Annotated in this window: 20 protein-coding genes and 1 pseudogene; 13 read left to right on the top strand and 8 right to left on the bottom strand. The window is 67.3% G+C overall.

Annotated elements, in window-relative coordinates:
- Positions 1-14: 14 nt before the first annotated feature.
- Positions 15-530 carry a DUF2271 domain-containing protein gene (locus V6V88_RS16830; protein WP_056324163.1) on the bottom strand — a complete coding sequence of 172 codons (516 nt, stop codon included), beginning with the start codon at positions 528-530 and terminating at the stop codon, positions 15-17.
- 27 nt (positions 531-557) lie between these two features.
- Entirely contained in the window at positions 558-1184 is a 627-nt protein-coding gene (locus V6V88_RS16825; protein WP_175155814.1) for a PepSY-associated TM helix domain-containing protein, read from the bottom strand.
- Positions 1185-1396: 212 nt separating this feature from the next.
- Here V6V88_RS16825 and V6V88_RS16820 point away from each other — a divergent pair, with 212 nt between their 5' ends.
- Both V6V88_RS16820 and V6V88_RS16815 read left to right on the top strand, forming a co-directional pair.
- Complete coding sequence (locus tag V6V88_RS16820) at positions 1397-1951, top strand: HdeD family acid-resistance protein (protein WP_062840645.1); 555 nt, start codon at positions 1397-1399, stop codon at positions 1949-1951.
- 5 nt (positions 1952-1956) lie between these two features.
- Positions 1957-2349 carry a fluoride efflux transporter CrcB gene (locus tag V6V88_RS16815; protein WP_062840646.1) on the top strand — a complete coding sequence of 131 codons (393 nt, stop codon included), beginning with the start codon at positions 1957-1959 and terminating at the stop codon, positions 2347-2349.
- Positions 2350-2368: 19 nt separating this feature from the next.
- On the opposite strand, the gene V6V88_RS16810 is transcribed toward V6V88_RS16815, so the two are convergent.
- The 3 genes from V6V88_RS16810 to V6V88_RS16800 form a co-directional block, all read right to left on the bottom strand.
- On the bottom strand, positions 2369-3157 hold the full coding sequence (locus tag V6V88_RS16810; RefSeq protein ID WP_280004060.1) for a GntR family transcriptional regulator: 789 nt from the start codon (positions 3155-3157) through the stop codon (positions 2369-2371).
- A 21-nt stretch (positions 3158-3178) separates the two neighbouring features.
- Positions 3179-4144, bottom strand: a complete 966-nt coding sequence (locus V6V88_RS16805; RefSeq protein WP_338615679.1) for a tripartite tricarboxylate transporter substrate binding protein — start codon at positions 4142-4144, stop codon at positions 3179-3181.
- 87 nt (positions 4145-4231) lie between these two features.
- The gene (locus V6V88_RS16800; RefSeq protein WP_062840649.1) at positions 4232-5134 is read right to left on the bottom strand and encodes a LysR family transcriptional regulator; all 903 of its coding nucleotides are present in this window, start codon (positions 5132-5134) and stop codon (positions 4232-4234) included.
- Between the two features lie 85 nt (positions 5135-5219).
- On the opposite strand from V6V88_RS16800, the gene V6V88_RS16795 reads away from it, so the two are divergent.
- The 5 genes from V6V88_RS16795 (at position 5220) to V6V88_RS16775 (ending at position 9992) form a co-directional block, all read left to right on the top strand.
- On the top strand, positions 5220-6065 hold the full coding sequence (locus tag V6V88_RS16795) for a CoA ester lyase (protein WP_338615678.1): 846 nt from the start codon (positions 5220-5222) through the stop codon (positions 6063-6065).
- Positions 6066-6114: 49 nt separating this feature from the next.
- Complete coding sequence (locus V6V88_RS16790; RefSeq protein ID WP_062840651.1) at positions 6115-7344, top strand: CoA transferase; 1230 nt, start codon at positions 6115-6117, stop codon at positions 7342-7344.
- Positions 7345-7399: 55 nt separating this feature from the next.
- On the top strand, positions 7400-8404 hold the full coding sequence (locus tag V6V88_RS16785) for a cyclase family protein (RefSeq protein ID WP_338615676.1): 1005 nt from the start codon (positions 7400-7402) through the stop codon (positions 8402-8404).
- 65 nt (positions 8405-8469) lie between these two features.
- The gene (locus V6V88_RS16780) at positions 8470-9468 is read left to right on the top strand and encodes a tripartite tricarboxylate transporter substrate binding protein (protein WP_062840653.1); all 999 of its coding nucleotides are present in this window, start codon (positions 8470-8472) and stop codon (positions 9466-9468) included.
- Positions 9469-9533: 65 nt separating this feature from the next.
- Positions 9534-9992, top strand: a complete 459-nt coding sequence (locus V6V88_RS16775) for a carboxymuconolactone decarboxylase family protein (protein ID WP_108696838.1) — start codon at positions 9534-9536, stop codon at positions 9990-9992.
- Between the two features lie 45 nt (positions 9993-10037).
- On the opposite strand, the gene hpnE is transcribed toward V6V88_RS16775, so the two are convergent.
- Genes hpnE through hpnC form a run of 3 tightly spaced genes read right to left on the bottom strand, consistent with a single transcriptional unit; the run spans position 10038 to position 13064 of the window.
- Positions 10038-11360, bottom strand: coding sequence for a hydroxysqualene dehydroxylase HpnE (gene hpnE / locus V6V88_RS16770; RefSeq protein WP_253855780.1), 1323 nt, complete (start codon positions 11358-11360; stop codon positions 10038-10040).
- Positions 11357-12220: a presqualene diphosphate synthase HpnD gene (gene hpnD / locus V6V88_RS16765; RefSeq protein ID WP_062840656.1), complete on the bottom strand. Its 864-nt coding sequence runs from the start codon at positions 12218-12220 to the stop codon at positions 11357-11359. Before hpnD ends, hpnE begins: the two co-directional genes overlap by 4 nt.
- A gap of 13 nt (positions 12221-12233) precedes the next feature.
- Positions 12234-13064 (bottom strand): squalene synthase HpnC, encoded by an 831-nt coding sequence (hpnC, locus tag V6V88_RS16760; protein WP_280004063.1) that lies wholly within the window; start codon positions 13062-13064, stop codon positions 12234-12236.
- 149 nt (positions 13065-13213) lie between these two features.
- Between hpnC and alr the strand changes: the two genes are divergently transcribed.
- From alr to V6V88_RS16730, 6 genes and pseudogenes are all read left to right on the top strand, one after another.
- A complete protein-coding gene (alr, locus tag V6V88_RS16755; RefSeq protein ID WP_338615675.1) occupies positions 13214-14341 on the top strand; it encodes an alanine racemase in 1128 nt (375 codons plus the stop codon).
- A gap of 127 nt (positions 14342-14468) precedes the next feature.
- Positions 14469-15188: an SDR family oxidoreductase gene (locus tag V6V88_RS16750; RefSeq protein WP_056324199.1), complete on the top strand. Its 720-nt coding sequence runs from the start codon at positions 14469-14471 to the stop codon at positions 15186-15188.
- A 134-nt stretch (positions 15189-15322) separates the two neighbouring features.
- Positions 15323-15874 (top strand): sigma-70 family RNA polymerase sigma factor, encoded by a 552-nt coding sequence (locus tag V6V88_RS16745; protein WP_223576082.1) that lies wholly within the window; start codon positions 15323-15325, stop codon positions 15872-15874.
- The gene (locus V6V88_RS16740) at positions 15871-16854 is read left to right on the top strand and encodes a FecR domain-containing protein (protein WP_142054636.1); all 984 of its coding nucleotides are present in this window, start codon (positions 15871-15873) and stop codon (positions 16852-16854) included. Before V6V88_RS16745 ends, V6V88_RS16740 begins: the two co-directional genes overlap by 4 nt.
- Positions 16855-16941: 87 nt before the next feature.
- The gene (locus V6V88_RS16735; protein ID WP_338615674.1) at positions 16942-19368 is read left to right on the top strand and encodes a TonB-dependent siderophore receptor; all 2427 of its coding nucleotides are present in this window, start codon (positions 16942-16944) and stop codon (positions 19366-19368) included.
- Positions 19314-20474 (top strand): annotated as a pseudogene (locus tag V6V88_RS16730) (PepSY-associated TM helix domain-containing protein); the annotation flags it as partial. The gene V6V88_RS16735 and the pseudogene V6V88_RS16730, both read left to right, overlap by 55 nt.
- Between the last annotated feature and the right edge of the window lie 7 nt (positions 20475-20481).

Genomic DNA, 20481 nt, shown 5'->3' with positions numbered 1-20481 from the left:
CCTTTAGGACGGGGTCAGGGTTTGAGGTCGAGCGCGATGGCGCCCAGTTCGTGTTCGCCGCGCGCGGCCAGTTGCTCGGCCTTTTGCGGCGGCCACTGGAAGGGGATGCGCACCAGTTCGCGGCCGCCCACTTCGCGCGCGGCTTCGACCACCACGGCGTACTGTCCCGGCTTGAGCTGCGCCAGGGGCTTGCTGGCCGCATCAAAGGACAGCGCGTGCTTGCCCACGGGCTTGGTCGCGCCGCTGACACCGTCCACCGGGAACTGCTGGTTGCGGCCGCTGCGGCGCCACCACTGGCGCATGTCCTTGAGCCACTCGGTGCCCTCGTTGTTCTTCTTGGCCACGTCGTACCAGACCGCCAGGTCGGCCGCCACGCTCTGGTCGGGGTTCTCGATCCAGATCGCCACGTAAGGGCGGTGGTATTCGGCCACGTCCAGACGCGGCACCTCGATGGACAGGCCGATGTCTGCCGCGTGGGCCGTTCGGGCGATCAGGCCGGCGAGCAGCGCCGGCAACAGCAACTTGCGCATGGAAATCTCCAGGGCGTATCGATGGAATCAATGGATGAAAAGCAGCGCCAGCACCAGCGGAATCACGAGACCCAGGCCCACCATCGGCCAGGTCGCGCTGCGGTTGCCGGCGTGCATCTTGAGCAGCACCAGCCCGGTGAGCGAAAACACCAGACAGGCGACGGCAAAGATGTCCAGGAACCAGCTCCAGGCAAGGCCCGTGTTGCGGCCCTTGTGCAGGTCGTTCAGGTACGAGATCCAGCCGCGGTCGGTGCGCTCGTATTCCACGTCGCCGCTGGCGCGGTCGATGGACAGCCAGGCATCGCCGCCCGCGCGGGGCAGCGACAGATAGACCTCGCCATCCGACCATTCGGCGGGCCTGCCGGCCGTCGAGGCGTCCAGCGCGTCGTCCAGCCAGGCGGCGACGGCGGCGGGCAGGGGCGCCTTTTTTTGCGTGGGCGTGGCGGCAAGCTGCTGGAGCGCGGTGTCGGGCAGGCGGACCTCGCGGCTGGTCACGACGGCCTTCGATTCGATGTGCGACGCGTTGTTCAGGGTCAGCCCCGTCACGGCGAAGAGCAGCATGGCCACCATGCACAGCGCAGCGCTGATCCAGTGCCACTGATGCAGGGTCTTGAGCCAGTAGGCGCGGCGTCGGGGAACGGGTTGGGTGTCCATGGAATATGAGGCGGGAAGCGGGCGGATTCTAACATTTAATGAGAATTACTCTTAAAAAAGCCCGGCCTTTGCGCGCGCGAAAATTTCAATCGATTTCGGCCGGAAACGCGCGCCGCGCCGAGTCTGAACAACAGCTGAATTCGGGCCGCCGGGTGCGCACGCTGCCCGGCGGGGCTAAGATAGGCCACCCTTTGCAAACACCGGAGGTCGTCATGCTGCAACAGCAAGTCGTGGATCAAATCGGTCGTCATTGGGGGTGGGTGGCGCTTCGCGGCGTCGTCGCCATCCTGTTCGGGTTCATGGCCATGTTCATGCCGGCCATCACCTTGTCGGCGCTGGTGCTGGTGTGGGGCGCCTTCGCGCTGGTGGACGGCGTGCTGGCGCTGATCGCGGGATTGCGCATCCGGGACAACGGCAAGCCGTTGTGGGCGTTGATCGTCGTGGGCCTGCTGGGCGTGGCGGCAGGCATCGTCACCTTTCTGTGGCCGGGCCTCACCGCGCTGATCCTGCTCTACATCATCGCCATCTGGGCGATCGTGGCGGGCGTGTTCCAGATCATCGCCGCCGTGCGCTTTCGCAAGGCCATCCGCAACGAATGGCTGCTGGGCCTGGCCGGGCTGGTATCGGTGATCTTCGGCGCCATGCTGATCATGCAGCCGGGCGCCGGGGCGCTGGCGCTGGTGTGGGTCATCGGCATCTACGCCGTATTCTTCGGCATACTGCTGCTGGTCTTTTCCCTACGTCTCAAACAACACGGCAACGCCTGAACTCCATGTCCGCTTATCAAACGCTGGTCCCCCTGAATTTCCTGGCCGTGGGCCTGGGCGCCATGTTGGGCGCCTGGGTCCGCTGGCTGACGGGCCTGTGGCTCAATGCCGGCTCCTGGCCGTGGGGCACGATGGCGGTGAATCTTGCGGGCGGCTACCTGGTGGGCGTGGCGCTGGCGCTGGTGGCCGGGCACCCGGAATGGCCGGCCTGGGTGCGGCTGGGGGCCATCACGGGTTTCATGGGCGGACTGACCACGTTCTCGACCTTTTCGGCGGAAACCGTGGCGATGCTGGAACGCGGGGCGTACGTCAGCGCGCTGAGCTACGCCGGATTCAGCCTGGCCGGGTCGCTGGCGCTGACGGCGGCAGGCCTGGCCACGGTCAGCCTGCTGCGTTAGCCGGCACCGCCTGCGTCGGTCAGGCGCCGTCCGAGGGCGTGGCGGCGGGCGCGGGCAGCCACGTGGGCTGGCCGGGCATGTCGTGCGCCTGCATGTCCATGCGGTATTCGTAGCGGTCCGGCCGATAGCGGGCATGCAGCCATTCCACCGGCCGGCCGGACGCATCGCGCACCACGCGATGCAGGCTGAGCAGGGCCGACCCCACCGGCACGTCCAGAAGCTCGGCGATGCCGGGCTCGGCCAGCACGGCCGAAATCGATTGCTCGGCCCGCGCCACGTGCACGCCCAGATCGCGGAAGATGGCGAGCAGGGGTTTGGCGCCCAGGTCCTTGCGGTGGATGCGCCGGCCGATGTCGTCCGGCACGAACGTAGTCAGGTACGAGAACGGCTGTCCTTCGTGGCTGCGCACGCGCACGGCGCGCTGCACAAGCGCGCCCGGCGGCAGTTCCAGGCGCGTGGCCACCAGCGGCGTGGCCGGCGCGGTGTCCAGTTCCAAAAGGCGCACCTGGGTGTGCATGCCCATGCGGGCCAGGTGTGCCATCAGCGCGTCGATGCCCGCGCCGTGCTGCGGCGCCCCGAACGTGGCGGGCGCGAGGGCAAAGGTGCCGCGCCCCTGGCGCCGCTCGATGAGGCCATCGGACGCCAGCGCGTCGAGCGAGCGCCGGATCGTCAGGCGCGACACGCCGTATTCGGCTGCCAGCGCGTTTTCGCCCGGCATGGCGCTGTCCGTGGCGAATCCGCCCGCTTCCAGCCGTTGCTTCAGCAGCAGATAGACCTTGTGATAAAGCGGCAACGGGCTGGCGGGCACGAGGGGGCTCCTGGTTGAGGTTCAGTCGACGGTCGCGCCGGTGAACTTGACGATCTCGGCGTAGCGCGCGATGTCCTGGCGCACGAACTTGTCCAGTTCCTGCGGGCTGCTGCTCACGGCAGTGGCGGCCTCGCCCTCAAGCAGTTTGCGGAACGACGGCGTATCGACGGCCTTGCGCGCGGCCGCGTTCAGCGCCGCCAGCTTGCCGGCCGGGAGCTTCGCGGGACCGAAGAGCGCGAACCACGCGTTCGATTCGAAACCCGTGATGGTATCGCCGATGGGCGGGACGCCGGGAAACTGCGGCAGCGGCTTCGGGCTGGATACCCCCAGCGCGCGCAATGCACCGCTCTTCATGTGCGGCAGCGCATTGAGCGAACTGGCGAACATCATGTCCACCTGCCCGCCCAAGAGGTCGGTGATGGCGGGCGCCGTGCCCTTGTACGGCACGTTCAGGATGTCCAGGCCCGCCATCATCTTCATGCGCTCGCCGGCCATGTGCAGAGACGACCCGATCGCGCCCAGCGCCATCGTGTACTTGCCGGGGCTGGCCTTCACTAGCGTGACGAACTCCGGCATGGTGCGCGCCGGGAAGTCCTTGCGTACGACCAGCACGCTGGGCACGTTGGCCAGCATGCTGATGGGCGTGAAATCGGCCACGGGGTCGAAGGGCAGGTTCCGGTAGAGCGTCGCGTTGATGGAGAAGCTGGTGAACGTGACCAGCAAGGTGTTCCCGTCGGGATTGCTCTTGGCCACGTAGTCCGCGGCAATGTTGCCGCCTGCGCCCGGTTTGTTTTCGACCACCACGGGGCGTTTCAGGTCCAGCGCCATGTGCTGTGCAATGCTGCGCGCCACGGTGTCAGTGGTGCCCCCCGGCGGCGCGCCCACCACCAGCCTGATGGCGTCGTTTTGCGCAAGGGCGGGGGCCAGCGGCATGGCGCATGCGGCCAATAGCGCGCAGCCCGCGGCGATTCGGTGCAGTCCCGGCATGAGTTGTCTCCTGATATGTTGTATTGAGGACAATACAAGTATAGGGAGGCCGCCCGAGGCGCGCCAGCGCGTTTGCCCTACCTGCGGTCATTGCGGTGGCGCGTTACCCGTTCCTGGCGCCTTGGCGTATTCCATGATGGCAATGTCCCGGAAAGCCTGGATCAGCGCCAGGCGCGGCGACACGCGCGACCAGATCAGGCCAAAGCGGCGCGGCTCGCAGTGCTCGGGCAGCGGCAAGGCCAACAGGCCCAACCGTTCGATCGTGCCATTGGTCGATTGGGGCAGGATCGCCACACCAAGATCCCGGCTCACCATGACCGCGATCGATTCGATCGCGTTCAATTCGAACCGGTCGCGCGGCGTGATGCCGACGCGGCGCAGGTAGTCGTCGACATGGCGTCCGCTCCAGTCGCTGCGCTGGTAGCGGATGAACGGCTCCGCGGTCAGCAGGCTGTGCGGGTGCCGGCCCGCATGGCGCGGGGCGGCCGCCAGGACATAGGGTTCTTCGCGCAGCAACTGCCAGCCCAGGCTCTTGGATAGGGGGTAGGGGGCCTCCAGTGCGATGGCGGCGTCCAGTTCGCCGCTTTCGATGGCCGGATAGAAGCGGGCGGAATGCCCGGGCTGGATCTCCACGCTGATGAGCGGATGGCGTCCGACCAGGTGTTCCAGAATCGCCGGCACCATGGAGTTCAGCGCCGTGTTGCCGGCGCCCAGCCTAAGCTCGCCCATCATCTCGCCGGACCGCGCCAGGTACCGGATCTTTTCGATCCGCTCCAGGACCTCGCGCATCGGTCCGATCAGCTCGATCGCCTTGGCCGTCAGGTGCACGGTGCGCCCGGCGCGGGCGACCAGCGGCACCCCCAGTTCCTGTTCCAGTTTCCGCACCTGCTGCGCCACGGCGCCGTGCGTCAAGCCAAGCCGGCGCGCGGCCTCGGCCATGGAGCCGTGCTGGGCGACGGCGGATAGCGTGTGCAGGAAATCGGTATTCATGATGATAGGAATTCTATCTTTTTATCGTATGCCCGCTTTCCCCTGGCGAGCGCCCGCGCGATCACAATGCGCCCAGGAGACCACAATGAGAAGCAAGCTTTTTGTGCCGGCGTCGCGTCCGGAACTATTCGACAAAGCCCTGGCCAGCGAAGCGGATGCGCTGTCTTTCGATCTGGAAGATGCCGTCGCGCCCTCGCGCAAGCCCGCGGCGCGCCAAGCGCTGGCCGACTGGCTGGCCTCACCGGCCTTCCGGGCGGCGCAAGCGGAACATCCCAAGAAAATTATCGTCCGTGTCAATGCCGCAGACACGTCGTATTTTCCCGAAGACGTGGATGCGCTGGGCGGCTTGCCGATCGACATGGTGAATCTGCCCAAGGTCGAGTCCGCCGATGCGCTCCGCGAGGCCGCGGCGCGCGCCGCGCAAGCCGGTTTCGAGGGCGAACTGCTGGTCACCGTTGAAACGCCGCGGGCGCTGGCGTGCGCGGCCGAGCTGGCAGGGGCGCATCCGCGCGTCGCCGGCCTGCAGTTGGGGTTGGCCGATCTGTTCGAACCGCTGGGCATCGACCGCTACCAGCCCGAAACGCTGCGCGCGGTGATGCTGGCGTTGCGCCTTGGCGCCGGCTGCGCGGGCAAGTACGCCATGGACGCCGCCTACGCCCGGGTGCGCGACGGCGAAGGCTTTCGCGCTGAAGCGCAGCTGGCGCGATCCCTCGGTTTCCTCGGCAAATCCTGCGTGCATCCCAGCCAGGTCGCCATCGCCAACGAGGTGTTCGGATTCAGCGCCGAAGAGATCGGCGCGGCCGAACGGATCGTTGCGGCGAGCGAGGCCCAGGCGGGCGTGGGCGCCTTTTTGCTGGACGGCAAGATGATCGATGCGCCTTTCGTGCGCCGCGCCCGCGACGTATTGCTGGCGGCCGGGCGGGCCGCCTGAACCGGTCTGCGCGACGCGCGGCCGAGCCATTTATCGGATGAATTGCATGATGGAATTTGAAACCCCGGGTCAACTGCCGCTGGCCGGCGTCAAGGTCCTGGATTTGAGCGCCTACATCGCGGGCCCCTACGGTTGCGCGCTGCTGGGCGACATGGGCGCGGACGTCATCAAGGTCGAGCCGCCCGAAGGCGACAATCTGCGCAAGTACCCGTCGACGCTGCCGGCCGAGAGCCGGGCGTTTCTGGGCATCAACCGCAACAAGCGCGGCCTGTGCCTGAACCTGAAGGACCCGGCAGGCTACGAGGTGCTGGTCAGGCTGGTGCGCGAGGCCGACGTGCTCGTCCATAACTTCCGGCCCGGCGTTCCGGAACGTCTGCGCATCGACTTCGCGACGCTGGCCGCCATCAACCCGCGCCTGATCTACTGCGCGATGACGGGCTATGGCGCGGCCGGTCCGATGGCGCGCCACGCCGGCTACGACCAGGTGCTGCAGTCCATGACGGGGATGTGCGCGGCCCAAGCCAAGCCTGACGGCCCGCCAGAAGTGCTGTACGGATCGGTGGTCGACTACTACGGCGCCGCGCTGATCTCCAACAGTGTGTCCGCCGCGCTCTATCAGCGCGAGAAAACCGGGCGGGGGCAGGCCATCGAAGTGTCGCTGCTGGGCAGCGCGCTGGCGATGCAGTCGGCTCGTCTGGTGTGGGCCGAGGGCGAACCGCGCCACATCGAACGCGACATGCGCTCGGGCGGGATCACGGGCATCCATCCCACGCGCGAAGGCCATCTCTACATCTCGGCCAATACGCCGCATTTCTGGCGCGCGCTGTGCGGCCACCTGGACCTGCCCGATCTGGCCGACCACCCCGATTACGACACGGTGAAAAAGCGCGCCGCGCAGGCGGCGGTGCTGGTGCCGCTGGTGCGCCAGGCCTTGGCGCGGGCCTCGGCCCGCGAGTGGGCCGAGCGCTTCGGCCAGAGCGTACCGTGCGCGGAGGTCCGGCCTGTTGAAGACATGTTCGACCACCCGCAGGTGGAGGCGATGGGATTCATGCGCCCCTATCGCAGCGAGCAGGCGGGCAACTATCTCGGGCTGGCGCAATGGGCGCACTTCGGCGGCGCCGTGCAGGAGGGCGCGCAAGCAGCCGCCCATGAAGCCGGACAAGATGCCGCCGGACGCGCCGCGCCGGCGTTGGGCGAGCACAGCCGCACAATTCTGTCCGCCCTGGGATACACCGCGGACGAAATCGACCACTTGCTGCACGCCTCCGTGGTGCAATAAGCCGTAACAAACAAGACAGGCATCGTCCGGCGAAAAGGGCGAGGAGACACAAATCATGAATGCAGCGCAACGGTATCTGCGCCGTCCGGATGGATCGAACTGGGGCGATTTTGGCAGCGAAGACCAGCTGGGCACGCTGAACCATCTGGACAGCCAGGCGCGCCTGGCTGCCGTCGCCGAGATCCGCACGGGAATGTCGTTTTCGCTGAGCCTGCCGCTGACCGTGCCGCGCGCGCCGGTGCTCAATCCGCGCCGCAAGGGGCCGGTGATCCAGCCGGCCGAAAAGAACGGCGTGCCGGTCTACCGCTATCCGCTGGACCGTGACGTGCGGGGCGCCACCGACGTCATCAGCGATGACCGCGTCACGCTGTCGCCGCAATATTCCACGCAATGGGACGCGCTGGGCCACGTGGGTTCCATGTATGACGCCCACGGCACGGGCCAGCCGCAGCCCACCGGCTACAACGGCTTCGCGGTCAGCGAGCCCGCCGCCGAAGGCTTTACCGGCACGCGCGACCTGTCGATTGCGCCGATGGCGCGCCACGGCATCCAGGGGCGCGGCGTCATGGTGGACCTGCGCGCGCATTTTGGCGATGCGCAGCGCAAGGTATCCCACCGCGAACTGATGGACGTGATGCGCGCCGATGGCGTCGAGGTCCGGCCCGGCGATGTGCTGTGCCTGCATACCGGCCTGGCCGACCTGGCATTGACGCTGGGCGATGACGAGCAGGAGCGCCTGAAGACGAGCTGCTGCGTGCTGGACGGCGCCGATGCGGACCTGCTGGCGTGGATCAAGGACAGCCGCATCGCGGCCATTGCCGCCGACAACCACGCGGTCGAACTGCGCAACCATCATCTGGACACGGGCAAGGGCGCGCTGCTGCCCCTGCACGAGCAATGTCTTTTCAAGCTGGGCCTGCCCTTGGGCGAGCTCTGGCACCTGACCCCGCTGGCGCAATGGTTGCGCCAGCACGGCCGGCATGCCTTTTTCCTGACCGCGGCGCCCATGTACGTGCCCGGTCTGGTGGGCGCGCCGGTCAACCCCATCGCGACCGTCTGACGACGGATCGCGCCACGACCCTTGAACGATTGAACATCCCCGCAGGGGAGATCCGAGGAGCACACATGAAGAAAACCCGTCGCACGGCCCTGGCCGCCATTCGCCCGCTGGCAGCCGCCATCGGCCTGGCCACCGCGTTTGGCGCCACGTTTGGCACCGCGAACGCCGCCGGTTATCCGGAGCAGCCCATCACCGTGGTGGTGCCGTATTCCGCCGGTGGCGGCGCGGACAACGCCGCGCGCATCATCGCGCAAGGCATGGGCGAGGTCGCCGGCCAGAGCGTGGTGATCGAGAACAAGGGCGGCGCCAGCGGCTCCATCGGCGCGGCGTTCGTGGCGCGGGCCAAACCGGACGGCTACACGGTGCTGTTCGACGCGTCGTCCTTCGCGATCAATCCGGTGCTGCGTAAGCTGCCTTACGACGCCAAGAAGGACTTCATTCCGGTCTCGCAGGCCATCAGCGTGCCCAACATCCTGGTGGCCGCGCCGGGCTCCAGCTTCAACAACCTGCAGGACTTCATTGATGCCGCGCGCGCCAAGCCCGGCCGTCTGACGTTCGCGTCCTATGGACCGGGAAGCCTTGCGCAGATGGCTGCCGAGCTGCTCAAGAAGGATGCGGGCCTGGATATGGTGCACGTGCCCTACAAGGGCGGCGCACCGGCCATCGTGGACGTCATGGGCGGTCAGGTCGACGTCTACTTCGCCAACGCCGCGTCCAGCCTGAACTACGTCAGCGGCGGCAAGTTGAAGGCGCTGGCGGTCTCGTCGGACAAGCGCATGCCCGAACTGCCCAATGTGGCAACGGTGGGCGAAGCCGGCATCAAGAACTTCAACGTGGTCGAGTGGAACGGCTTCTTCCTGCCGGCCGGCACCAGCCCGGAAGTGGTGGCCAAGCTGCAGGAGCTCGTGCAAAAGGCGCTGACGCGTCCCGATACCCGCGAGAAGCTCGCCAAGCTGGGCCTGACGCCGGTCGGCAGCAGCGCCGCCGACTTCGCCAAGTTTATCGACGCGGAACAGACCCGCTGGGCCGAGGTCGTGAAAACCAATAACATCCAGGTGAATTGATCCTCCGGGGGCGGCGCGGCATCGTTTGCACGCGCCAGCCCCCGACCCGAATGGAGATTGACCCGATGAGCCGGCAAGACGATTTCGAACGCGGCCTGGCGAACCGCCGCGCCGTGCTGGGCGATGAATGGGTGCAGCGATCGCTCGATCGCGCCACCACGTTCACCGCCGACTACCAGAACATGATCACGCGCTACGCCTGGCACGACATCTGGAGCCGCCCCGGCCTGCCGCACAAGGCGCGGCGCATGATGGTGCTGGCGGTGACGTTGTCGCTGGGCCGCTGGGAAGAATTCGAGCTGCACGTGCGCGCCGCGCTGACGGCGCAGGATGCCTCGCGCCTGACGCCCGACGAGCTCAAGGAAGTGCTGCTGCAGAACGCCATCTATGCAGGCGTGCCGGCGGCCAATACCGCCTTCAATCTTGCGCAGAACATCCTGCGCGAGGTCGCCGCGCAGATCGGCTATGAACTGGCCCCGGCGGACCCGCGCCAAGCCGACCTGTTCGACCAGCAGGCCGGCTGACCGGCCCTTTCAAGGCAAGGGCGACGCGCGATTCGCCCGGCCTTTTCAGTCCGCGCGGGGGTTGAGCACGCGGGCAGCCAGCAAGCCGCTGCGCACGGCGCCTTCCAGCACCCCGGGGTAGCCCGTGTCGGTCCAGTCGCCGGCCAGCGCCAGCGTGGGCCACGGCGTGGAGTTCAGCGGGCGGATAAGTCCCGGCACCGCGGCGAACGTCGCGCGCTTTTCAATGAAGAGTTCGGCGGCCGACACGTCCGGCATTGGCGGCAGCCTGAGCGGATGCGCGGCGGCCTGTTCGGCCACTTGGTCGATCAGGGCTTCGATCACCTGCCGCCGGTTGCGTTCGCCCATGCCGACCGCGGCGCTGGCCACGAGCGCCAGTTCGCCGGCCTTGGTGTCGCCGGCAAGCTGGGCACGGTCGAACACCCACTGGCCGGCATGACCGCGGGCCGCGTCCTCACGCAGCATCATCATCGGCTCGGGCAAGCGCCACGGGCTTGCCAGGCGGATGTTCAGCGTCGCGATGGGCAGGTAGTCGAAGGCCTTGAGCGCATCGAGCAGCCCGGTGGCGCCGGCCTTGCGCAGCGGGCCGTCCAGCAGCCGCGCGGCGAAGGTGGGCGGCACGGCCAGCACGGCGGCGTCAAAGCGTTCCTGGTTGATGTCGATGCCATCGGCTGACGGATGCAGCTGGCGCACCGTGCTGCCATACCGCATGGTGACCTGGCGGGCGGCGGCGTCCGGCCACAGCGCCGACAGGTCGGTGCAGGGCAAAAGCAGATCGCTGTCTTCGCGCGCGCCAGCCAGGCTGTCGCGCAGCACCCGGGCGAACAGCACGGCGCTGGCCGTGGCGATCGGCGTGTTCAGCGCGGCCAGGCATAGCGGTTCCCATACCTGCTGGATCAGCACGTCGGACTGCGCGTGATAGTGCAAGAGATGCAGCACCGTCCAGTCGCGCGGCGGCATCCAGGACATGGTCTTCAAGCCGCGCATCAGGCGCAGCATCGCAAACCGGTCGCCCCACGAAAGGCCGCGCGCACGCAACACGGCCACGGCCATGTTCAGCGGCGCCGGAATGCGGGGAGCGGACAGGTTAAAGCGCCCATCCAGGCTGGCAAGCCGCAAGGGACGCCGCATCAGCAGGGCGTCCGGGTTGCGGCCCACGCGGCGCATCAGCGCCAGGGTTTCCTTGTAGGCGCCGCACAAAAGGTGCTGGCCGTTGTCCAGCGGTGCTTCGAATTCTCCGTGAAAGACGCGCCGCGCGCGTCCGCCCGGGGTGTGCCCGGCCTCGAACACCGTGACTTTCGCGCCGGCTTCACGCAGGGCGACGCTGGCCGCCAGCCCGGCCCAGCCTGCGCCAATGACTGCCGCCTTCACCGCGCCAACCGGCGGACCAGGCCGCGTCCGCCGCCCACCCAGGTTTTCCAGGCAAGCCAGAGTTTGCGCAGGGGCGTGAGCGAAATGCGCTGGTGCAGCACCTGCCAGTTGTCGCGTTCGATTTCGTCGAGCAGCGCGTGGTAGATGGCGGCCATCATGAGTCCGGGCCGCTGCGCGCGGCGGTCCGCCTCGGGCAGGTTGGTCATCGCCTCGCGGTACAGCTCACGGGCGCGGTCGGCCTGGAATTTCATCAGCGCGCTGAAGCGGTCGGAATACTCGCCATTCAGGATGTCCGAGGCCTTGACCTCGAACTGCTGCATGTCGTTGACCGGGATATAGATGCGGCCGCGGCGGGCGTCGTCGCCCACGTCGCGGATGATGTTGGTCATCTGGAACGCCAGGCCCAGCTTTTCGGCGTACACCAGCGTCTTGGGGTCGGAATAGCCGAACACGCCGGCGGACAGCTCGCCCACCACGCCGGCGGCATGCCAGCAATACTTGCGCAGGCCGGGCCAGTCCAGGTAGCGGGTCTGGTCCAGGTCCATTTCCATGCCGTCGATCACGGCCAGCAGGCGGGCGCGGGTGATCGAACAGGTCTCCAGATGCGGCTGCAGCGCGCGCGTCACGGGGTGATCGGGCTTGCCGTCGAACATCTGGTCGACCTGCGTGCGCCACCAGGCGAGCTTGATGCGCGCCAGCGACGGATCGGTGCATTCGTCGACCACGTCGTCCACCTCGCGGCAGTACGCGTACAGGGCCGTGATGGCGCGCCGGCGCTCGGGAGGCAGGAACAGGAAGGAATAGTAGAAGCTGGAACCGCTTTTGGCGGCTTTTTCCTGGCAATACTCGTCAGGGGTCATTAGGCACGGCCTGTTACTTGATGGAGCGCCACAACATGATGGCCCAGTCTTTGGCGCCCAATTCGGGGCGATTCATGAAAACATCGTAGCCGCTCGCCTCGATCCGCTCCAGGACGCGCAGCCCGCCTTGCACCACCAGGCGCAGCTCCAGGCCGATGCGGCCGGGCAGGCGGCGCGCCAGCGGAGCGCCGAAGTGTAGCAGCGCCCGCGTGCGTTCGACCTGGAAAGCCATCAGCTCGCGCCAGGCGGGCGTAAGGCGGCAGGCGGCCAGGTCTTCGTCCGAGACGCCGTGGCGGCGCAGATCTTCCTGCGGCAGATAGACGCGGTGCTTGTGCCAGTCCACCCGCACGTCCTGCCAGAAGTTCACCTGCTGCAGGCCCGTGCAGATGGCGTCGGACTCGGTGATGTTCTGCGGCGTGCTGGCTTCAAAAAGGTGCAGCATCAGGCGCCCGACCGGATTGGCCGAGCGGCTGCAGTAGTCCATGAGGGCAGGGTAGTCGTCGTAGCGCTTGACGGTCAGGTCCTGCTCGAAGGCGGACAGCAGGTCGTAGAAGGGCGTGATCGGCAATTGGTTCCGGGCGATCGTCTGCGCCAGCGGCGCGAAGATGTCGGACAGGGGCGGCAGGCCGGGCGCCGGGGGCGTGCCGGGTTCGGCACCGATGCGGTGCAGCTCGGTGCGGAACGCGGCCAGTTGGGCCAGGCGCTCCTCGTCGGTCGCGCTGCCTTCGTCGGCAATGTCGTCCGCGGCGCGGGCGAACCGGTAGATATCGGTCACGGCGCCGCGAAGCCTGCGCGGCAGCAGCAGCGAGGCAACGGGAAAATTCTCGTAGTGATCGATGGACATGGAAAGTAGCCTGTGAACAGACCAGGTCTGCAAAGACGGCGCAAAGCGGAAAACGGTCTCATTTTAGAGTAGTCGCCCGCGCTTGATCTGACCGCCTGCCGTCGGGGGCGCCGGATCAGTTAGACTTGGACGCCACAGGATCTCACACCATGCCGCGCCCAATCTCCGCTACCGTTTCCGTTTCTGCCCTTGCGCACAACCTTGACGCCGTGCGCCGCCACCTGGACCAGACCGCCGCCGCTGCCGGCGGGGTGCCGCCATCGATCTGGGCCGTCATCAAGGCCAACGCCTACGGACACGGCATCGAACAGGCAGTGGCCGGCTTTTCCAAGGCGCAGGGCCTGGCCATGCTGGACCTCGAAGAGGCCGTGCGCTGCCGCGAGGCCGGCTGGGGCGGGCCGATCCTGCTGCTCGAAGGGTTCTTCAACCCCTCCGACCTGGACATCGTCGACCGCTACCACCTCAGCACCACCGTCCATCAACGCGATCAGCTCGACATGCTGGCGCGCGCCCGCCTGTCGCGCCGCGTGGACATCATGGTCAAGCTCAACAGCGGCATGAACCGCCTCGGTTTCACCCCGGCGGCCTTTCCCGCCGCCTTCGAGCGCGCCATGCTGCTTCAACAGCAGGGCACGCTGGGCTCGGTCGGTAAGATGACCCATTTCGCCTGCGCGGACGGGCCGCAGGGCGTGAACGAACAACTCAGCGTCTTCAATTCGGTGACACATAAGCTGCCGGGCGCGATCAGCGTGTGCAACTCGGCCGCCGCCTTGCGCTTTGCCGACATCGCCGTCGGCTCCGAGAGCCAATCGCACTGGGTGCGCCCTGGCATCTGCCTTTACGGCGCGTCGCCCTTTGCGGACGCCGAAGCCGCGTCGTTCGGGCTCAAGCCCGCCATGTCGCTCAATTCGGAAATCATCGCCGTCCAGGAAATCAAGGCCGGGGACTCGGTGGGCTATGGCGCCTTGTTCCGCGCGGAACGCGCCATGCGCATCGGCATCGTGGCCTGCGGCTACGCCGACGGCTACCCGCGCCACGCCTCCACCGGCACGCCGGTCGTGGTCGCCGGCATCCGCACCCAATTGCTGGGCCGGGTGTCGATGGACATGCTGGTCGTGGATCTGGGGCCCGTGCCGTCCGCAGGCGTCGGCTCGCCGGTTTGCCTATGGGGCGAAGACGGCCCCTCGGTGGATGAAGTCGCCAGCGCGGCCGGCACCATCGGCTACGAATTGCTCTGCGCCCTGGCCCCGCGGGTGCCGGTCACCCGGGATGCCTGACGCGTCCGGTGGGCAAGAATTGCTACGCAAATTACAAGACACACGACGCCGGATGGTGTCTACTTTGAAAACCGGGCGCTCAGGCGCCCGTTTTTGACCAAGAAAACAGACTGCGAGGTTTCATCCCATGAAGGACAAATGTGTGCTCATTACGGGCGCCACCAAAGGCATAGGCTGGGCGCTTACTCAGCGGTTGTCCGACATGGGCTGTCATGTGGTGGGCATCGCGCGCAACACGGCTGACGTCGATTTTCCGGGGTACCTGTACGCCTGTGATCTGGCCGACGCCGGCCGTACCGAAGAAGTCCTGCGCGAAATCCGCGAAAAATTCCCGGTCGACGCCGTCGTCAACAATGTGGGCATCGTGTCGCCGCAGCCCCTGGGCGAAATCGACCTGGCCACGCTGTACAACGTGCTGGACTTGAACGTGCGCGTGGCGGTGCAGGTGACGCAGGCGTTCATCGAATCCATGAAGGCCCGCCGCGCCGGGCGCATCGTCAACGTGGTCAGCCGTTCCATCCACGGCGCACTGGACCGCACCGCCTATTCCGCCGCCAAGAGCGCGCTGGTGGGCTGCACGCGCACCTGGGCGCTGGAACTGGCCGAATACGGCATCACCGCCAATGCGGTTGCGCCGGGCCCCATCGAAACCGAAATGTTCCGCGCCACCCGGCCCGCCGGCAGCGACAACGAAAAGCGGGCGCTGGCATCGGTGCCCATGAAGCGGCTGGGCACCCCCGCCGAAGTGGCGGCTGCCATTGCTTTCCTGCTGTCGGACGACGCCGGCTTCATTACCGGCCAGGTGCTGGGTGTGGACGGCGGCGGCAGCTTGGCCGGCCGTTCATGAACCCGGCACTGTCCGCATGAACCCACGCACCTTCGGGTGCGTTTTTTTTGCCTGGAGCAAAGGGAGAACCCGGCCAACCCGCCCAGCCGTTGTTTGTATAATAATAACTATCATTTCCATTTTGGATGCTCGCCGTGACGGACCGAGAGCACGCAGTTGCCGCATCGCTTTCTGCCCTGTACACCGCGCATTGCGGCTGGTTGCAGAAGTGGCTGAATCGCCGTCTTCAGGACAATCATCAGGCCGCCGACCTGACGCAAGACACCTTCGTGACCTTGCTGGTGCGACGCCATGCGCTGGCCGACGTGCGCGAGCCGCGCGCGTTTCTGACCACCATCGCGCGTGGCCTGCTGGTCGATTTCTGGCGCCGCCGCGACATCGAGCACGCATGGGCCGAGACCCTGGCGGCGCGTCCTGAAGTCACCCACCCATCCCCCGAAGTGCAGGTCCAGGCGCTCCAGGCGCTGGTCGAGATCGATCGCAAGCTTCATCGCCTGGGCGTGCGCGCGCGCGCAGCCTTCCTGATGCATCGCATCCACGGCATGACGCACGAGGCGATCGCGGCGCAATTGCGGGTGTCCGAACGGACCGTCCGCAACGACATTGCACAGGCCATGCTGTGCTTTCTGCTCGACACCGATCTGCAGCCGGACGGCTTGTGCCGCGGCACGGCGAGTAGCCGATGAGCGCCGCCGCCGTCGACTCACGCATCCTGGAAGCGGCCGCCCATTGGTATGCGCTGCTTACCTCGGGCGCTTCCAGCGCAGAAGAACGCGAGCGCTGGCAGGCTTGGCTGGACGCCGATACGGCGCATCGCCGGGCTTGGCAGCGCGTCGAGGACGTTGGCGCGCACTTCGATGCGTTGATCGCGCAGCCGATGGGCCGTGAAGCCAGCGTGGCAAGCCTGAACGCCGCGGCGCAGGGCCGGCGTGAGCGCCGCAGGTTGTTGACGGTTGCGCTGATCGGCGGCGCAGCAGGATTGTTGGGATTGGGCGTCGCGCAGTCGCCAGTGGGGCGCCGCACGTGGGCGGCCTGGCAGGCTGACCTGGTCACGCCGGTGGGCGGCTCACATGAGGCCCAGCTTGCCGACGGCACCCGGGTCCGGCTCAATACCGATACCGCTTTGAAGGTGGACTACACCCGCGACCAGCGCCGCCTGGTGCTGCTGCGCGGCGAGATCATGATCGCCACCGCAGCCGACCCGGGGCGCACCTTCGTGGTGGACACGCCCGAAGGCCGGATGCAGGCGCTTGGCACGCGGTTCAACGTGCGCAGCCTTGATGGAGAAACCACGCTGGCGGTGCTGGAGGGCGCGGTGCAGGCGCATTTCACGGGCGCGCCGCCGGCGGGCTATCGGGTCGACGCCGGCATGCGCATGCGCGGCGGCGCGCAAGGCATCGAGGCGCCCGCGGCGCTGCGAGCCGCCGACCACAACTGGACGCGCGGCATCGTGCAATTCGAAGAGGCGCCGCTGGCGCAGGTCGTGGCGGAACTGGCGCGATACCGCCGCGGGCATCTGGGCTGCGCAGACGACGTGGCCGCGCTGCGCGTGACGGGCACGTTCCCTCTGCATGACAGCGATCGCGCGCTGCGCCTGCTGAGCGAGGCCTTGCCGCTGCGGATCAGTCAGCCGATGCCGTGGTGGACGACCCTGCAGCCACGCTGAGATCCCGCCGTTACAAATTAGTTTGCCGCTTTTGCCGCGCTCATCCGGCCTATGGGCAATTCAACACCCATATCGCGGATTCGTGGCATGACCAACCCCCTGATTGTTTTTTCCCTCCGTCCGATCCGCCGTGCGCGCATCCTTCCGCTGGCGCTGGCGATCGACGTGGCGCTGGGCGTCGCGGCGCCCGTCAGCGCCGTCCACGCGCAGGCGGCCGAAACCCAGGTCCGCCAGTTCGACATTCCACCCGGCCCATTGAGCCAGGTGCTCAATCTGTACTCCGCCGAAGCCGGTCTGTTCGTCAGCGGCCACGGCGACCTGAGCGCCGGCCGCCATAGCCCCGGCGTGCGCGGCCGCTATTCGCCCGAAGCCGGCATGGCGGCGCTGCTGACCGGCACGGGTCTCGTGGCCGAACGCTTGCCGGATGGCGGTTTCGTGTTGCGGCAGGGGCGCCAGGACGTGACGTTGCTGGAACCCATCGCGGTCACCGCGCAGATCGAACGCCCGGACGGCCCGGTGCTGGGCATCGCGGCCACACGCAGCGCGACGGCCACCAAGACCGACACGCCCATCATCGAAACGCCGCAATCGATTTCCGTGGTGAGCGCGGCGCAGATCAGCGATCAAAAGGCGCAGAGCCTGCAAGAGGCCCTGGGTTACACCCCCGGCATCATGCCCGGCCTCGTCGCCAAGAGTTCGATCTTCGAAGACACGATGTTCATCCGCGGCTTCGAGGCCAACCCGCAGACCGGCAGCTATTACCGCGACGGCATGCGCTACATGATCAATCAGTACAACGGCAAGCAGGAGCCGTACGGCCTGGAACGTGTGGAGGTGCTGCGGGGGCCGTCGTCGGTGCTGTACGGCGCCGCGGCGCCGGGCGGCATCGTCAATACCGTGACCAAGCGCCCGCCCGGCGAATCGATGGGCGAAATCAATGTGGACGGCGGCAGTTTCGACCGCAGGCAGATATCGGCGGACATCGGCGGCCCCATCGATGAGGCTGGCGTGTGGTCCTATCGTCTGACCGGCCTGTTCCGCGAAAGCAAGCAGTTCGTCGATTACGGCTCCGACGATCGCACCTACTTCGCGCCCGCCCTGACGTGGCGTCCGACGACGGCCACCTCGGTCACGCTGCTGGCCAACTATCAGCGCAGCAAGACGTTCAATCCGCCGGAAGTGCCGGTCACCGGCTCGCTCTGGACCAACCCGAACGGCCAGATCCCGCGGTCGCGCTTTCTGGGCGAGCCCAACCACAATCGCTTCGATATCGAATCGACCTCGCTGGCCGTGCTGATCGAGCACGCGTTCGACGACACGCTGAAGTTCCGCCAGTCGATGCGCTATTACGACGCAGACCTGAACATGCGCTATGTGCTGTTGCAGGGCGACGTGGATGCGGCGACGCAGCGCCGGGTGACCCGCTCCGCACGCGGCTTTAACGACCGCACCACGGTGCAGACGATCGACACCAACATCGAGAAGCGGTTCGAGACCGGCCCCGTCACGCAGACGTTTCTTGCAGGCTTCGACTACACTCGCTCGACCTACAACAGCGACCGCCTGCGCGGCAATCTGCCGCCCATCGATGTCTTCGATCCGGTGTACCTGCCCGGCGACGTCGTGGCCTTGCCCTGGCAGCAGCGCCGCAACACCGAGCATCGCCTTGGCATTTACCTGCAAGACCAGATCAAGATTGCGGACAAGGTCGTGGTGCTGCTGGGCGGGCGGCATGACAACGTGCGCGCGGAAAATCGCGCCTTGCATGCGCCGTCCACCAATTCGAACGACAAGGACTCGGCCTTCACGGGCCGTGCGGGTGTCGTGTACCTGGCCGACAACGGCCTGGCGCCGTATGCCAGTTTCAGCCAGTCGTTCGAACCCACCAGCGGCCGCGATCGCAACGACGGCAGCTTCGAGCCCAGCCGCGGGACGCAGTACGAAGTCGGCATCCGATACCAGCCCGCGGGCGAAGACGTGATGCTGAGCGCCGCGCTTTTCAACCTGGAGCGCAAGAACGTGCTCACGCCGGATCCGGTCGATCCGACCTTTCTGGTGCAGACCGGCAAGGTGCGCTCGCGCGGCCTGGAACTCGAAGCGCGTGCGCGCGTCACGCCGCAGGTCGACGTGATCGCCGCCTACACCTGGACCGACGCCCGTGTGGTCCAGAGCAATCTGCCGGGCGAGGAGGGCGAGCGCTTCAACACGCCGTTGCATGCCGCGTCCCTATGGACCGACGTGAACCTGTCGGAATGGGTGTTGATGGGCCTGAAGGCGGGCGCCGGCCTGCGCTATGTGTCGGCGCGTCCCGACCGGCCGTCCAGCGGTTCGCTGGGGGGCGCGGGCTACACCTTGATCGATGCGCGGGTCAGTTATGAAAGTGGCCCGTGGCTGTATGCGCTCAACGTCACCAACCTGACGGACAAGACCTACATCCCGTCCATTTGCTACAACGGCGCGTGCAACTACGGCGAGCCGCGCCGCATCATCGGCACGGTGAGCTACCGCTGGTGAACGTGCGCGCGGCGCTGCTAAGCCTGCATCGCTGGACCGGCCTGGTGCTGGCCGGCTTTCTCTGCCTGGTCGCGCTGACTGGCATTCCGCTTGCGTGGTATGACGCGCTGGACGCCGCGGCAGCTCCCGCGTTGCACCGCGTGCCGCCGCCATCGGACGGCGCCGCGCGGCTTGACGCCTTGGCGCTGCGCGAGCGCGTGGCCCGCTTTGTGCCGGCGGCAGTAATGCCCGCCACGCCGCTTGGCGGGCAGGCCGGACGCAGCGTGGCGTTTCCGGTGTGGCTGCACGAGGACGGCGCCGCAGGACCCGTGCTGCACGAGATATTTGTCGACCCGTACGATGGCGCCATTCTGGGCCAGCGCCGCTGGGGCGATCTGCGCGAAGGGCTGCGCAACCTGATGCCGTTTCTGCATCGCATCCACACGGCGCTGCTGTTCGAGGGCATCGGCGAACTGTTGCTCGGCATCGTCGCATTGGCCTGGACGCTCGATGGTTTTGTCGGCGCCTGGCTCACGCTGCCGCCGCGGAACCGCTCGCGCAGGCAGGCCCCGTCCTCATCCATGCGGCAGCGCTGGGCGCCCGCCTGGCGAATCCGTTGGCAGGGTGGTCCCCACAAACGCAATTTCGATCTGCACCGCGCCGGTGGGCTGTGGCTGTGGGCGGCCTTGACGCTGATGGCATGGAGCAGCGTCGCGCTCAATCTGCCGGCGGTCTACGATCCGGTGATGCGCGCTGGCTTGAGTTATCAACCCGATCCCCGGCGCGGCGCAACCGCCACGGCCGGCGACCCGATGCCCCCCGAGCGCGCGCGCGACGCGGGCCGGCAATTGATGGCGCAGCTGGCCGCCCGCGAGGGGTTTGCGGTGCTGGGCGAACACTGGTTGGCGCTGGATGCGCGCCGCAACCTGTACCGCTACAGTGTGCGCAGCAGCCGCGATCTGCGCACGCGAAGCGGGGCCACGTCGGTGGTGTTCGATGCCGTGAATGGACAACTGGTGGGCAGCCATCTGCCGACGGGCCGGGCGGCGGGCGACACGGTCAAGCATTGGCTGACCAGCCTGCACATGGCGGCGCTATGGGGCTGGCCCTTGCAGGTGGCGGTGGCGCTGGTCG

This window comes from Achromobacter sp. E1 (assembly GCF_037039475.1).
Taxonomy (GTDB): domain Bacteria; phylum Pseudomonadota; class Gammaproteobacteria; order Burkholderiales; family Burkholderiaceae_B; genus Achromobacter; species Achromobacter mucicolens.
Note: the sequence above shows the minus strand (reverse complement) of the source record. Positions and strands in the feature narration are given on the sequence as shown.

Bases quoted from the DNA above. Each gene is read 5' to 3' on its own strand.
- V6V88_RS16825 (WP_175155814.1), bottom strand. From the start codon at position 1,184: ATGGACACCCAACCCGTTCCCCGACGCCGCGCCTACTGGCTCAAGACC.
- alr (WP_338615675.1), top strand. From the start codon at position 13,214: ATGCCGCGCCCAATCTCCGCTACCGTTTCCGTTTCTGCCCTTGCGCAC.
- hpnC (WP_280004063.1), bottom strand. From the start codon at position 13,064: ATGTCCATCGATCACTACGAGAATTTTCCCGTTGCCTCGCTGCTGCTG.
- V6V88_RS16780 (WP_062840653.1), top strand. From the start codon at position 8,470: ATGAAGAAAACCCGTCGCACGGCCCTGGCCGCCATTCGCCCGCTGGCA.
- V6V88_RS16815 (WP_062840646.1), top strand. From the start codon at position 1,957: ATGTCCGCTTATCAAACGCTGGTCCCCCTGAATTTCCTGGCCGTGGGC.
- V6V88_RS16790 (WP_062840651.1), top strand. From the start codon at position 6,115: ATGGAATTTGAAACCCCGGGTCAACTGCCGCTGGCCGGCGTCAAGGTC.
- V6V88_RS16785 (WP_338615676.1), top strand. From the start codon at position 7,400: ATGAATGCAGCGCAACGGTATCTGCGCCGTCCGGATGGATCGAACTGG.
- hpnD (WP_062840656.1), bottom strand. From the start codon at position 12,220: ATGACCCCTGACGAGTATTGCCAGGAAAAAGCCGCCAAAAGCGGTTCC.
- V6V88_RS16820 (WP_062840645.1), top strand. From the start codon at position 1,397: ATGCTGCAACAGCAAGTCGTGGATCAAATCGGTCGTCATTGGGGGTGG.
- V6V88_RS16750 (WP_056324199.1), top strand. From the start codon at position 14,469: ATGAAGGACAAATGTGTGCTCATTACGGGCGCCACCAAAGGCATAGGC.
- V6V88_RS16735 (WP_338615674.1), top strand. From the start codon at position 16,942: ATGACCAACCCCCTGATTGTTTTTTCCCTCCGTCCGATCCGCCGTGCG.
- V6V88_RS16805 (WP_338615679.1), bottom strand. From the start codon at position 4,144: ATGCCGGGACTGCACCGAATCGCCGCGGGCTGCGCGCTATTGGCCGCA.
- V6V88_RS16740 (WP_142054636.1), top strand. From the start codon at position 15,871: ATGAGCGCCGCCGCCGTCGACTCACGCATCCTGGAAGCGGCCGCCCAT.
- V6V88_RS16795 (WP_338615678.1), top strand. From the start codon at position 5,220: ATGAGAAGCAAGCTTTTTGTGCCGGCGTCGCGTCCGGAACTATTCGAC.
- V6V88_RS16800 (WP_062840649.1), bottom strand. From the start codon at position 5,134: ATGAATACCGATTTCCTGCACACGCTATCCGCCGTCGCCCAGCACGGC.
- V6V88_RS16775 (WP_108696838.1), top strand. From the start codon at position 9,534: ATGAGCCGGCAAGACGATTTCGAACGCGGCCTGGCGAACCGCCGCGCC.
- V6V88_RS16830 (WP_056324163.1), bottom strand. From the start codon at position 530: ATGCGCAAGTTGCTGTTGCCGGCGCTGCTCGCCGGCCTGATCGCCCGA.